The 12,964-nt window shown below is 70.4% G+C and carries 9 protein-coding genes; 3 read left to right on the top strand and 6 right to left on the bottom strand.

From position 1 onward, the window contains the following. Positions 1 to 165: 165 nt before the first annotated feature. The 3 genes from CXG43_RS18640 (at position 166) to CXG43_RS18630 (ending at position 3,668) form a co-directional block, all read left to right on the top strand. Complete coding sequence (locus tag CXG43_RS18640; protein WP_101101662.1) at positions 166 to 1,299, top strand: SDR family oxidoreductase; 1,134 nt, start codon at positions 166 to 168, stop codon at positions 1,297 to 1,299. Between the two features lie 128 nt (positions 1,300 to 1,427). Continuing rightward, positions 1,428 to 1,814 carry a BlaI/MecI/CopY family transcriptional regulator gene (locus tag CXG43_RS18635; RefSeq protein WP_057508951.1) on the top strand — a complete coding sequence of 129 codons (387 nt, stop codon included), beginning with the start codon at positions 1,428 to 1,430 and terminating at the stop codon, positions 1,812 to 1,814. A 3-nt stretch (positions 1,815 to 1,817) separates the two neighbouring features. Then, entirely contained in the window at positions 1,818 to 3,668 is a 1,851-nt protein-coding gene (locus tag CXG43_RS18630) for a M56 family metallopeptidase (RefSeq protein WP_101101660.1), read from the top strand. A 45-nt stretch (positions 3,669 to 3,713) separates the two neighbouring features. Here CXG43_RS18630 and CXG43_RS18625 read toward each other — a convergent pair whose 3' ends face one another. The 6 genes from CXG43_RS18625 to CXG43_RS18595 all read right to left on the bottom strand — a co-directional run bounded on the left by CXG43_RS18625 (position 3,714) and on the right by CXG43_RS18595 (position 12,962). Then, positions 3,714 to 4,037 carry an I78 family peptidase inhibitor gene (locus CXG43_RS18625; protein ID WP_101101658.1) on the bottom strand — a complete coding sequence of 108 codons (324 nt, stop codon included), beginning with the start codon at positions 4,035 to 4,037 and terminating at the stop codon, positions 3,714 to 3,716. A gap of 81 nt (positions 4,038 to 4,118) precedes the next feature. Further along, positions 4,119 to 5,156, bottom strand: coding sequence for a ribonuclease H-like domain-containing protein (locus CXG43_RS18620; RefSeq protein WP_101101656.1), 1,038 nt, complete (start codon positions 5,154 to 5,156; stop codon positions 4,119 to 4,121). Further along, a complete protein-coding gene (locus CXG43_RS18615; protein ID WP_232767895.1) occupies positions 5,153 to 7,645 on the bottom strand; it encodes a DEAD/DEAH box helicase in 2,493 nt (830 codons plus the stop codon). Before CXG43_RS18615 ends, CXG43_RS18620 begins: the two co-directional genes overlap by 4 nt. Before the next feature lie 180 nt (positions 7,646 to 7,825). Next, entirely contained in the window at positions 7,826 to 9,658 is a 1,833-nt protein-coding gene (locus tag CXG43_RS18610; protein ID WP_157825179.1) for a hypothetical protein, read from the bottom strand. Beyond that, the gene (locus CXG43_RS18600) at positions 9,655 to 11,823 is read right to left on the bottom strand and encodes a hypothetical protein (protein ID WP_101101799.1); all 2,169 of its coding nucleotides are present in this window, start codon (positions 11,821 to 11,823) and stop codon (positions 9,655 to 9,657) included. The genes CXG43_RS18610 and CXG43_RS18600 overlap by 4 nt, the downstream gene beginning before the upstream one ends. Next, entirely contained in the window at positions 11,820 to 12,962 is a 1,143-nt protein-coding gene (locus CXG43_RS18595) for a BatA domain-containing protein (protein ID WP_101101797.1), read from the bottom strand. Before CXG43_RS18595 ends, CXG43_RS18600 begins: the two co-directional genes overlap by 4 nt. Positions 12,963 to 12,964: the final 2 nt, after the last annotated feature.

Raw genomic sequence — 12,964 nt, 5'->3', positions numbered from 1 at the left:
GGTTCGAGGCGCCCAGACTGACGCCTGCGGCGTGGTGCCGGGATGAACGCGTGCACATGCCGGGCACGTTGCATTCACTGCCGCGCCAACGCGCGATGTGGAGACTGGTTGCACGCCCTGGACACACCGCGCTGTCCTGGACAATCCGCTTCAAGAGGAGATCTCATGGCTACCGCCAAGACCGTCCCAGCAAAGAAAGTCCCCGCCCGCCAGAAAGCCACCCCGAAGGTCCGCAAGGGCACCCGCGCCGCTGGCGCCACGCCGGCCGAGGCGGAAGGCGGCGCGCGCAGGCGCGTGGTCAAGACCGCCACCCGCAAGACCGCGGCCACCGATGAACGGGGCGCACGGGTGGCCGCACGCCAGCGCCGTCTGCAGGATCAGGAAAAGGCCAAGGACGCACGCGCCAGCAAGAAGGCCGCAAAGAAAAAGGTGACCCAGGCCGGCACCCGCAGGCAACCGGAAAAGATGCCCGCGCAGAACATCGCCAAGCCCGGCAACGAAAACGAACTGGACCTGTCACCCCGTTTCCTCGCGCCCGACTACGTGGGCAGCGGGAAGCTGAAAGGCCTGCGCGCGATCGTCACCGGCGGCGACTCCGGCATCGGCCGTGCGGTGGCGGTGCTGTATGCCCGCGAAGGCGCGGATGTGGCGGTGCTGCACCTGGACGAACACGAAGATGCCGATGTCACCCGCCAGCACGTGGAGCGCGAAGGTGGACGCTGCATCGTGATCGCCGGGGACGTGCGTGATCCGAAGTTCTGCAACCGCGCGGTGAAGCAGGTGGCCAAGGCCTTCGGCGGCATCGACATCCTGGTCAACAACGCGGCCTTCCAGCTGCACTGCCATCGTCTGGAAGACCTCGATGATGCGCATCTGCAGGAAACCCTGCAGACCAACATCGGCGGTTACATCCAGATGGCCCGCGCCGTGCTGCCGCACCTGGGCGAGGGCGCCAGCATCGTCAATTCGGGCTCGGAAACCGGCCTGTTCGGCAGCAAGTCGCTGATTGACTACTCCGCCACCAAGGGCGCCATCCATGCCTTCACCAAGGCACTGGCCAGCCAGCTGCTGCCGCGCGGCATCCGGGTCAACTGCGTGGCGCCGGGACCGGTGTGGACGCCGTTGAATCCGGCTGACAAGGCCGCCCCGGACGTGGGCGAGTTCGGCCAGGACAGCGACATGGGCCGCGCTGCGCAGCCGGAAGAACTGTCGCCGGCCTACGTGTTCCTGGCCGCGCCCAGCTGTTCCAGTTACATCAGCGGCGCGATCCTGCCGGTGATGGGCGGGCCACGCGGCTGAGTAACAAGACTTAGGGCGGCAGCTACGGGGCCTGTTGCCGTTCGTCGGCACATGACCTTCGGGGGGTTGACTACATCTGTCGCCATGGGCACTGTGGCGACACGTGTAGTCACCCAAGGAACTGTGCCATGCACCGCAAGACGATCGGGGACCAGGAACTGGCCCTGCTGCAGTACATCGACGAGGCAGGAACGCCCAGCGTGGGCGAAGTGGCAGTCGGATTCGGCGAGCCGCGCGGCCTGGCCCGGTCCACCGTGCTGACCATGATGGAACGCCTTCGTGGCAAGAACTACCTGCGCCGCGAGCAGGCCGATGGCATGTACCGCTACCAGTCCACAGCCGGGCAGGACAGCGTGGTGCAGGGCGCCATCGCGCAGTTCGTCGACCGCACCCTGCAGGGTTCGGTGTCGCCGTTCGTGGCCTATCTGTCGCAGCGCGACACGGTCAGCGATGACGAACTGGCCGAGCTGGAAGCGCTGGTCGAACAGCTGCAGTCACGCCGGCAGGAGGGCTGAGCCATGGGCGCGAACCTGATCGTGCTGCTGGAACGGTTGGCCTGGACCAGCCTGCAGACCGCGCTGTTGGTGGCGCTGGTGTGGGGCGTCTGCCGCGCCGTTCCGTCACTGGGCGCTGCCGCGCGCTGCCGGATGTGGTGGCTGGTATCGCTGCAGGCGGTGCTGGGCCTGTTCTGGGCGCAGCCGCTGCAGCTGGCGGTGCTGCCGGCGCCGACGCTGGCGACCGGATCGGTCACGCCCGCCGTCGGTGAAACGCTGTACGTGCAGGCGGCTGCGCTGTCGGCACAGGGGCTGGCGATTGCCGATGAGGGCATCGCTTCGTCCGCGCTGGCGACCACGCCCTGGTGGGCACTGGCCCTGGCCGCGTTGTGGCTGGCCGGTGTACTGGCCATGGCCTGGCGGACCCATCGCGAATGGCGGCGAAGCCGCGCGCTGCTGGCCCATGCCACCCCGTGCGATGACCAGGCGCTGGTACACGCCCTGCAGCTGGCGGCCGAAGCGCATGGCCTGCGTCGTGCCCCGCGCCTGTGGATGAGTGCCGATATCGATGCGCCGCAGGTGGTCGGGCCGCTGCGGCCGGTGCTGCTGCTGCCGGTGGGTGGGCATGCCCTGCAGGGCGATGCGCTGGACCTGGCGCTGACCCATGAACTGCAGCACCTGCAGCGCAACGACCTGCAGTGGGGCTTGCTGCCGGCCTTGGCGCAGCACCTGTTCTTCTTCCATCCGCTGCTGCGGCTGGCGGTCAGCGAATATGCCCAGGCCCGCGAAGAAGCGGTGGATGCGGCGGTGGTGGACGGCCGTGGCGAGCGCCGCCAGGACTACGGTCGGCTGCTGTTGCAGCTGGGCGTGATGCCGCATCCGCATCTGGGCGTGGCCAGTGCCGCGCCCAGCCGGCAGAGCCTCAAGCGCCGCTTGATCTCGCTGCAGCAGCACCACGCCTGCCCGAAGGCGCTGACCGCGCTGCTGACCGCAGCCGTGCTGGCCGTGGCGATCCTGCCGATGCGCCTGGTTGCGGCCACGCCGCCGCCGCCCACCCCACCGTCGCCACCTGCGGCGCCCGCTGCACCGGCTGCTCCGCCTGCACTGGCGGCACCGGAAGCACCGCCGGCGCCTGCCGCTGCCGCTGCGCCTGCACCACCCCCACCGCCGCCGGCACCGGCGAGCGCACGCAGCGGACACGCCAGCACCACCACCCATACCATCACCCGCGACGGCGGCCACCGGGTCACCAGCCTGGTCACCCATGGTCGGCTGGACCTGGGCGAACGGCCTGCGCGTGCGCACGTGCTGGTCACCGGCAACGAGAGCTATGCCGACGGTGCGCTGGATGATGTGACCCAGGCGAGGAGTGACCTGGGTGCGGGTGCAACGGGCTTCTGGTTCCGCCAGGGCGACCAGCGTTACGTGGTGCGCGACACTGCATTGCTGCAGCAGATGCAGGCCGCGTATGCAGATGCTGCGCGACTGGGCCAGCAACAGGCCACCCTGGGGGTGAAGCAGGGGGCGCTTGGCCGCCAGCAGGGCGAGCTGGGCCGGCGTACCGGTGAACAGGCACGCGCGGTCGCGCAGCACGCCAGGGACACCGCGCGCAGTGCGCTGGGGGGATTGGACATCAACCGCGATGCGGCCGCGCAGGCGGCGCGTGCGTCGCGCGGTGTGACCCAGGACAGTGCCCATGGCGAATTGGGCCGACTGGCCACCCGGCAGGGAGAACTGGGCAGGCAGCAGGCGGTGCTGGGCGAACAGCAGGCGGTACTGGGCGAGCGTCAGGCGGAGGTGCAGGCACGTGCGTCGCGCGAAGCCGAAAAGGTCATCGCCAAGGCGCTGGCGGATGGGCGTGCGGTGCGGCTCTGAGCATCAACCAGGGAGCGGGCGCTCGCCCGCTCCCGCCCGCAGGGATCAACCGCAGCTGGCAGAGATGATCTTGTTCTGCTCATCCACGCGCACGGTGACGCGGTCTTCGCGGTAGTCCATGGTGACCGCCATGCCGGGTTTGACCACACGCAGGGTCCGCGCACCGGCGTCGCGCACCGCGCGGTCGATGACCTCCTGGCTGGCCATCTGGCCGCTCAGCGCGGTCAAGGTGTCGCCGTGGCAGTGGCTGCCCAGGCCTGCAACTTCCGGCTTCGGCGTGGTCGGCGCGGTGTCTGCGCTGGACGGCGTACTGCTGCAGGCGGCCAGCGGCAGCAGACAGGTGAGCAACAGCCAACGATTCGAACGCATGGCGGACCTCCCGGGTCGATGAATGGATGACACGAGGGGTCATCAAGCGCCATGCGCCGTCAACGTCGGGTAAACGCTCGCTCACCCTGCCTGCAGCGGCAGGCAGTTCACCGGGGGTGGCACATCGGCCTGCGCCTGCTGTTCGACCAGGGTCAGGAACAGCTGTGCCAGCGTCACCACGTCCTGGTGGTTGTGTTCGACCACCCGCCGCAGGTTCACCGCATCGCCGCCGCGCAGGTAGCGCAGCCAGGCCGAAGGCGCTTCCGAACCGGGCAGGTCATCCTCGCGCACCACCTTCAGCAGCTGCCGTTCGATGGTGGCCAGCCGGCAGTTTTCCCAGACCCCGCGATAACGGCGACGGGTCGGGTACAGCAGGTCGATGTGGTCCAGCGCGGTGATCGGATCGCCCTGCCGCGCGAGCCGGTAGCGGGTCTTCAGCAGCGGCGCGTCGTAGCTGCGTCCGTTGTAGCTGGAAAACACCGTGGTCGATCCGAGCCAGCTGGTGAAGGTACGCAGCATGGCGGTCTCCGCGGCCATCGTGGAGATCATCAGCTGGCGGATGCGCAGGCCCGGCCCCCGGCTTGGATCCTGGTGCCAGTCGGCCGCGCCGATCATGAAGGCGCGGGTGCCGGTGCCGCCGGCCAGGCCGGTGGTTTCGGTATCGAAGAACAGCAGGTCCTGCGGCGCCACGTGCTGCTGCTCGCGCTTGGCGAAGGCCAACGACAGCGGTGACGATGGGACATCCCCCGGCAGGAACGATTCGATCAGGTGCAGGCCCGGCGCGATCTCGGTGCCGGGCAGGCTGCGGTCCTGCGCGCGCGCCCGCGGTGCCTGGGGGGTCTCGCTACCGCGTTCACGCACGCCCAGCAGGCGTCGCAGTCCCTTGGCGTCGGCCACCTGGCGTGGCGCTGCGGCCACCCCGGTGGGTTTGTGGCGGATCTCCTTTTCCACCCAGGCAAATACCGAACGCGCCGCGTCGGGCTGCTTCGCATCGTTGGCAGCGGCGGGCAGCCCGGGCGTCGGCTCCGGCAAGGGTCCGGCGGGCGCTGACGGGGCAACCGCCCTGGCGTCACCGGCCTGCCGCCGCAGCAGCCGCAGCTTGTCCAGGCTCAGGCTCACGGTGCCAACAGCTCCAGCGGATCGGCAACCACCACCGACACGTCCGGCACGTGCTCGCAGGCCTGCGCATCGAACAGGTCCAGCACGCGCAGGGCCAGCGCACGCGGGGTGGTGTCGTCGGTTTCCTGTGCGGCCAGCACCGGGCCGACGCAGGCCGGGCAGCCCGCCTTGCAGTCGCAGCGCTGGACCAGTTCGCGCGCGCGCTGCACCAGCTCCTGCTGGCGCAGCCACAACGGCTCGCTCAGGCCGACCCCACCGGGGAAGTTGTCGTACAGGTACACGGTAGGCACGAACTGCTGCAGCAGCTCCACCGCGCCGGGATCGCCCTCTTCGCCGCGCAGCTGGCCACGGCCGCTCTGGTCGGCGATGGCGAACCACGCGCCGTCACCGTTGCCGACCGCCTTCTGCAGGTCGCGCGCGTCGGCCATCACCGCCACCGTGGCAACGATGTGCAGCGCGTAGGCCGCACCCAGGAAACCGTCCAGCGCGTCCTGTTTGCTGGCGAACGCGCGCAGCAGCAGCGCCTGCGGCAACTGCCACCACACCGCCGTGGTGTGCAGTTCCTGGTCGGGCAGGTTGACCGGGCCGTAGCCGATGTTTTCGTGGGTGTAGTAACGGATCTTCTTGTAGCCGGCCACGCGGCGCACCACGTGCACCTCGCCATGATGGGAGTCGCCGCGCCCGGCGAGGTTGCCGTCGAAGCGGTCCAGCACCTTGAGCCTGGTGAAGTCGATGCTGTCGGTGTAGTAGTCCACGTGTGTGCGCGTGACGTAGGCCTTGCGGCCTTCCCAGTCCAGGGTCTCCACCTGGTAAGGGGTGGACTGCACCATGTGGATGGCGCCCTCATACAGGGTCAGTGCGGCGGCGGAATAATCCACTTCGGCGATGATCTGCTGCTTGCCGCCGCTGCGGTCGACCACCACGAAGTTGCCATCGGCCACCGAACGCAGGCTGACCGCGTTGGCGGGGTAGCTGTCGGCGATCCACTCCCAGCGCTCGCCTTCGCGGTGCACCACCTCGGTTTCCGCCAATGCTTCCAGGAATACTTCCGGGTCGATCGGGCCGAAGCCATCGCCGACCAGGAACGGCAGTTCGAAGGCGGCGCAGCGGATGTGGTCGAACAGGATCAGCGGCTGGTCCGGGGCGATGCGCGCATGCTCCGGCGAGGCATCGCCGAAGAAGTCCGGGTGCCGCACCACGTACTGGTCCAGCGGCTGCGAACTGGCGACCATGACGCCCAGCGCGGGCTGCTGGCGGCGACCGGCGCGGCCGAAGCGCTGCCAGGTGGCGGCCACGCTGCCGGGATAACCGTTGAGGATCACCACGTCCAGGCTGCCGATGTCCACGCCCAGCTCCAGCGCGGAGGTGCTGACGATGCCGTCGATCTGCCCGGCGCGCATCGCGCGTTCGGTCTCGCGGCGCTCGGTCGGCAGGTAGCCGCCGCGGTAGGCGCGGATGCGGGCGGGCTTGCGCGGGTCGTGGTCGAAGATGTCCTTGAGGTACTTGGTGAGCACTTCCACCATCAGCCGGCTCTGCGCGAACACCAGCGTCTTCAGCCCGGATTTGATCGCGATGCGTGCGATGCGGTTGCTCTGCGAGCGCGCCGAGGCGCGCAGGCCCAGGTCCGGATTGACCACCGGCGGATTCCACAGCAGTACCTGCTTGGGCCCGCTTGGGGCGCCGGATTCGGTGATCGCGGTGACCGGCGCTTCGATCAGGGCCTCGGCATGCTGCTGCGGATTGCCGATGGTGGCCGAGCACAGGATGAACTGCGGTTGCACCCCGTAGAAGGCGCAGATGCGCTTGAGGCGGCGCAGCACATTGGTGACGTGGCTGCCGAACACGCCGCGGTAGGTGTGCACTTCGTCGATCACCACGTAGCGCAGGTTCTCGAAGAACTGCGCCCACTTGGTATGGTGCGGCAGGATGGCCTGGTGCAGCATGTCCGGGTTGGACACCACGATGTCGCCATGCAGGCGGATTGCCTGCCGTGCATCGCCAGGGGTATCGCCATCGAAGGTGAAGGCCTTGACCCCCAGGTCGCCGGCGCGGTTGAGCTCCAGCAGCTCGGCCACCTGGTCCTGGGCCAGCGCCTTGGTTGGGAACAGGTACAGCGCCTTGGCCTTGTGCTGCATGGCCGCGCTGACCACCGGCAGGGTGTAGCAGAGCGATTTGCCGCTGGCGGTGGGGGTGACGATGGCGACGTGTTCGCCGCGCTGTGCTGCGTCCCATGCCTGCGCCTGGTGGCTGTAGAGCTGGTCGATGCCGCGCGCTTTCAGGGCGGCGGCAAGCGCCGGCGGCACGCTGTCCGGGATCGGCGCGTAACTGCCTTCGCGACCGGGGATGGCGAAGCTGCCGGTGATGCGATCGTGGTAACGGCGCTGCAGGCGGGCGCCGAGCAGGGCGCCATCACGTGCCGGCAGGCCATCGCGGGTAGCGAGCTGGTGTTCGGCATCGGCGGTGCGCTTGGCGAGTTCGTAAGCCATCAGGAAAACATGCCGCAAAGAACGGTATGGGAACACAGCTTCGTCTCAATGCCTGAGACGCGCTTGCCCATACACGTGAATCATTCACTGCGAGCTGGGCGTCAGCTTCTGCGCTTGGTGGGTGGCGACCGTTGGTCGGCACGCCTTTGCCTTTCCGCTGCGCTCGCCGAGCATGGCGCGGCGTTACCGGTCCGTTGCGGTGGTGCGCCGCTCCAGCCACCACAGCAGGCCGGCGACCAGCACGAAGGCGAGCAGCCATGGCCAGCGCGCGCCCGGCACCTGCTGCGTGGCGGCCGACATCCGTCCGTGCCCGCCGGCGACGCGCAGCGCCGTGCTGTCGCGCAGCTGCTGGCGATGCAGCGCGGTGGCGTCGGCGGGGTCGAACACATACACCGCCTGCCGCACATCGCCCTGCATCAGTTCGTGCCAGCCGGCCTGGCGCGGCCACCATGCCGCGCAGCGCTGCGTGCCGGTGGCGGGGTCGACGATCAGCGTTTCCGGTGCGGCTTCGGCACTGCGACGTACCTGCGCGCCGGCCGCGACACCGCACACCACCACGCGCTCGCCCGCCCAGGGCGTATCGGACGCCACCTGCACTTCGGGCGCCGCCGCGACCGGGCGCGCGATGAGGCCGATCACACTGCTCCACAGCTCCGCATGGCGATCATCGCGCCCGGCCAGCACCGCGCGGTAACTGTCGGTCACCGGCAGCAGGCCGATCCGTCCGCGACCGCTCGCGCGCCAGCCGCCGATGGCCGCGCCGTCCGCATCCTGCAGCAGCGGCTGGGCGCCAGCGACGCGCAGGGTCAGCTGTTCCAGCGCCGGCACCTCGGCCAGGTGGGAACGTGCATCGGCCTCGGCCATCCACTGCGTTGCCTCCGCCGCCGGAGCCCGCGGTCCGCGCCGCGCCGGCAACAGCTCCGCCTGCGATTCGCCCGCCAGTTTCAACGCCGCGGCCTGGCCATTGCCGGTGACCGACAGGCCCCAGCCACGCAGGGTCTGGCGCGCGTTGTCCGGCAGCGGCCCCGCGCTGCGCACCAACACGCCCAATCCATCGCGCAGGGCCTGCTGCACGGCGTTGCGCTGCGCTGCGCCCAGTGCGGCCAGGCTGCGTTCGTCCAGCAGCAGCACGTCTGATCCCGCAAGCCGCGCCGGGGTCAGGGCCACCGGTGCGTCGCCCAAGGTCACGCCGGCCCCCACGCTGGACTGGAACTGCAGCTCCACCCCCGCATCGGCGGCCCAGCGTCGCAGGTATTTGACCTCGGGTCCGGGCGCACCGGCCAGCATCAGCATCCGCACCGGTGCAGGCGCTGCGACCTGCAGCGGGACCGGGATGCTGTCCACCTGATGATCGCTGCCGTCCAGCAGCCGCAGCTGGAACACGGTGCGCCCGACGACCCGCGCAACACCTTCCAGGCGGGCGCCGCCGCGCTTGTCCAGCGCGGCACGCGCGACCACCTGGCCTGCAGGATCGAGCAGCTCGGCACGGCCGTCGGACACGCCCTGGGCACGTGCGCGCACCGCGAAGACCGCCCCGGGGGCGGTGACGGCCGGCGCTTGCAGGTCCATCCAGCCGCGCGGTGCGGGCGACAACCTCAACTGCACCTCGGCGGGCAACGCTGTATCACGATCGCGCGCGGACAACCCATCACCGACCAGCGTGAGCCGTTCGGTTCCCGGGTGCTGGCGCAGGGCGGTGGCCAGGTCCGGCACGCGCGCGATGCCGGCGCGCGCGTTGGACTCCGGCAGGGCGAGTACCGTCGAGGCGTCATCGGCTGCAGCAGGCGCCTGCGCTGCGCCGGCGGTCAGCAGCGTGAGCGCATGGCGGGGCGCGGTGTGCTGCGGCGGCACCAGCGCCAGCAGCAACAGCCCACCCGCCAGCGCCTGCAGCACCAGCAGCGCGGCCAGCCGCAGGGGCGGCAGGCGCGCGCCGCGCCGTTGCTGCAGCAGCACGCGCAGCGTGGCCAGCAGCACGATGGCGATGATCGCCGCGCCGATCCAGCGACTGTCGGTCATGGTCCGGCTCCCAGTGCATCGCGGTAACGCTGTCCCATCGCGTCGGGTGCGCTGCGCCGTGCCGGTGCCGGAACCGGGCGCAGCAGGGCACGCCACAACTGCGCGCGCAGCGCGTCGCGGCAGCGCATGCAGTCCGGTGCCATGCGCAGTTCTTCAATCGATGCGGCAAGGCTGAGCGGGTCGGCGAGGCGGGTTTCATTGGCACGCAGCCAGCCGTTCAACGCGTCCAGGTCCGGGGGCTGGCCAGCGCCGTCCAGCTGCTGCCAGACCGCGACGATGGCCTGGTCCGGCGCCGTCAGCGCCGCCAGCGGCAGGCGTCGACTGTCGATGCCCTCGCGCTTGCCGCCCAGCCGCCGGCTTTCGTCGATGGGAGGCAGTTCCGGACCCACCCGGGCCAGGTAGATCCGCTCGGCCTGCTGCACTTCCTTGATGAAGGCCAGCGCCTTGTAGGCATGCGGCAAGGCTTCTTTCGGCCGGCCCTGGCGCAGCTCGCCTTCGGAGGACCACATCTGGTCCAGTGCAGCCTTCAACGTGGCGCGCGTCTGCGGATCGAGCAGGGTGGCGGCCTCGGCGTGGTCATGGGTATGACCGTACTCGGAAAGTACATCGGTGGCGCTGCCGAACACCTGCGGTGCGTCGCTGCCAGCGTGATCGTGGCCATGGTCATCATCGTGGTCCGCGGCATGGCCGTCGTGCTCGTGATCTTCGGCAGCAGGAGCAGGAACGTCGTTGCTGGGCACGTCGCTGGTCGGCAGGTCGCTGGTGGGCGGGGGCCTGGGTGCGCCCTCGCTTTCCTCACCGAGGAACTGGCCGTAGCGCAGGCGCAGGATGCGCTGGTCCACGCCGATCGCATCGGAGCGACGGGTGAACTCGTCCCCTGACAGCTTGCTGCGCTGGGCGAGCAGGGCTTCGGCATCGATGATGATTTGCCGTTGGCTGCGGAAATACGCCGGCAGGGTGCGCTTGACCATGCCTTCCAGCTCGGCCTCCTGCACGTCGGCTTCGGTCGGCAGGCGCAGGATCAGGCTGCTGCTCTGCGCGGACTGTGGCGTGGGCGCGTGGTTGTCGCGCACCTGCAGCTGCGCGATCACATCGTTGCCGGCGCTGGCACCCAACGCGGCCAGGTCCAGCGCGTGGGCGAAGCGGCGCTGCATTGCCGGGCCGCTGCCACGGAGGGTGATGACCTGCTCGCGGAAGGTGATGTTCTCGCCGCTGCCCTGGGCCAGGGTTACCTTCAGCTGTGCCGTGGCGGCCACGCCGTGATCATCGCGGGCTTCGAAGCGCAGCTGCCAGCGGCGCTGGCCGGGCGTGCCGAGCACCAGCGTGGCCTCCGGCTCGACCACCCGCACGCTGGGCGGCTGGTCGGGCACCACGTCCAGGCGGTACAGGCGCGTGTCGCGCAGTGCGGGCTCGGTCACCACGCGGTACAGGACCGGCCTTGCAGCCTTCCAGCTGCCGCTCCACTGCCCATCCTGCTGCGTCAGTTCGACGCGCTGCCCGTCGTGGAACTGCAGCGCGGCACGTGTGGGCGTGCCGGAAAAACGCAGCGACCAGCGCAGTTGGCTGTCCTGCGCGACCTTGCCGTCGAGCTCACTCTGCGTACGTACCGGCTGGCCGGTATAGGACGGCGCGGTGATCCGCAGGCGCGCGGACTGCAGCGCAGGCGGCGTGGAAGCCGCGGTGCCGCTTGCCGTGCCAACCGGCGCAGGAGCGGCCGGCACGCTGCCAGCGCGGGGCCAACCGAAGGCGAGGGCGACCACCAGCACGCTGACGCACCCTGCTGCTGCCAGCGCGCGCCGCGGCCAACGTGCACGCAGCTCCGGTGGATCCTGGCGCAGGGCCGCATCGATGCGTTCGCGCTGGCGCAACTGCAATGGATTGAGCGTTGCGGCGTCGGTGAACAGCAGGTCGGCACTGTCGCGCGCCGTGGGCCGCTGGTCCAGCTGGCGAACCAGCCAGCGGCGATCCAGCGCACGCGCGCGCCAGGTCGCCAGCGCGGCGGCAGCGAGCAGGCCGATCGCCAGCACCCCGCTCGCCACGTCATACGTGGCAAGCCGCCATGCGAGTGCGGCCAGCGCGACCACCAGCGGCACCGCGATGGCCATCACCTGCGCTGCCTGGCGTCGGCGTGCTGCCTGCCAGGCGCGGCTCACGGCGGTGTTCATGGCGTGCTCCTGCGCCTGGCCGACGTTGCCAGCCAACGCTCCAGCGCAAACAGCAGCACGATCGCCAGCAGCATCCACGGGGCAAGGTCACGCGGTCGTGGCAGTGGGGCTGCCGCGCCGGTCAGCGGTGAGTGATCCGCCGCCACGCCCAGGGTGGGGACCGGTGGCGGGGTCAGCACATCGCGCAGGCGTCGGGGAAAGTCGTCGTCCGCGACAGCGGGCAGCGCGGCGGTGGAGAGTGCGGCCGGGAAGCGGAGCAGGCGCCCGCGGCCCACGCGGCGTTGCTCGAGCAGCGCCGCGCCCTGGGCATCGCGCAGCACCGGCAACCACGGCGAGGTCGCGGTTCCGGCGCCGGCACTACCGGGCTGAGGGGCGGCGACGCGCAGCACGCTGCCGCCTTCGGCAAGCCACGCCTGCCAAGCCGGCGGCACGGGCGCGGCGGCCAGCCAGACGCCTATCCGGCCGTCGGCCGGCACGGCATCGGTGGCAGCGGACAGCGGCGAACCGGTCCACGCGCGTTGCAACGCATCGAGCACCCGCAGCGCCGCAGGATCTCCATTGCCGCCGACATGCAGGCGCGGCGCTTCCGGCACGGTGCCTGCGGCGGCCACCGGCAGTGGCTGCGGTCGCCATTGCACGGTGCGCGACAACCGGATGCGCTCGCCGTCCAACCCGGGCAGCGGATCGGGAAGATGAACCACCAGCGGCGTGCCGGCGGGCAGGTTCTGGTCGAGCTCGCGCAGCAGGCTGGCGAAGGCCACCGTGGACGCTGCCGGCGGCTGCTGCAACGGCGGGAAACCGGGGGCCAGCCAACGCCAGTCCCCTTCGTTGTCCGCACCGCGCAGCACGGTGGCGTCCAGCCCCGGGGCCACCACGGTGACCGGCCGCACCTGCGCGGTTCCGCCCTGCAGCACCGGTTGCGCCAGCAGCAGCGCCAGCGTGGCCAGCAGCATCAGGCGCAATGCCAGCAGCAGCCATTCGTCGATCCGCACGCGGCTGCGCGGTCGGACGCGTGCCTGCAACCAGCGCAACGCGGCGAAGTCCAGCGGCACCTCGTGCTGCCGCCGGGCGAGATGGATCAGCAGCGGAACCAGCAGCGTTGCCAGCGCCAGCAGGCCCAGTGGGAACAACAAGGACAGGC

This window comes from Stenotrophomonas sp. Bg11-02 (genome assembly GCF_002836635.1).
Lineage (GTDB): Bacteria > Pseudomonadota > Gammaproteobacteria > Xanthomonadales > Xanthomonadaceae > Stenotrophomonas > Stenotrophomonas lacuserhaii.
The sequence above is the reverse complement of the archived record's forward strand: the minus strand, read 5'-3'. Positions and strand labels throughout refer to the sequence as shown.

What these genes read in the sequence shown, in the direction of transcription:
- CXG43_RS18640 (WP_101101662.1), top strand. Translation starts at nt 166, where the DNA reads ATGGCTACCGCCAAGACCGTCCCAGCAAAGAAAGTCCCCGCCCGCCAG.
- CXG43_RS18635 (WP_057508951.1), top strand. Translation starts at nt 1,428, where the DNA reads ATGCACCGCAAGACGATCGGGGACCAGGAACTGGCCCTGCTGCAGTAC.
- CXG43_RS18630 (WP_101101660.1), top strand. Translation starts at nt 1,818, where the DNA reads ATGGGCGCGAACCTGATCGTGCTGCTGGAACGGTTGGCCTGGACCAGC.
- CXG43_RS18625 (WP_101101658.1), bottom strand. Translation starts at nt 4,037, where the DNA reads ATGCGTTCGAATCGTTGGCTGTTGCTCACCTGTCTGCTGCCGCTGGCC.
- CXG43_RS18610 (WP_157825179.1), bottom strand. Translation starts at nt 9,658, where the DNA reads ATGACCGACAGTCGCTGGATCGGCGCGGCGATCATCGCCATCGTGCTG.
- CXG43_RS18600 (WP_101101799.1), bottom strand. Translation starts at nt 11,823, where the DNA reads ATGAACACCGCCGTGAGCCGCGCCTGGCAGGCAGCACGCCGACGCCAG.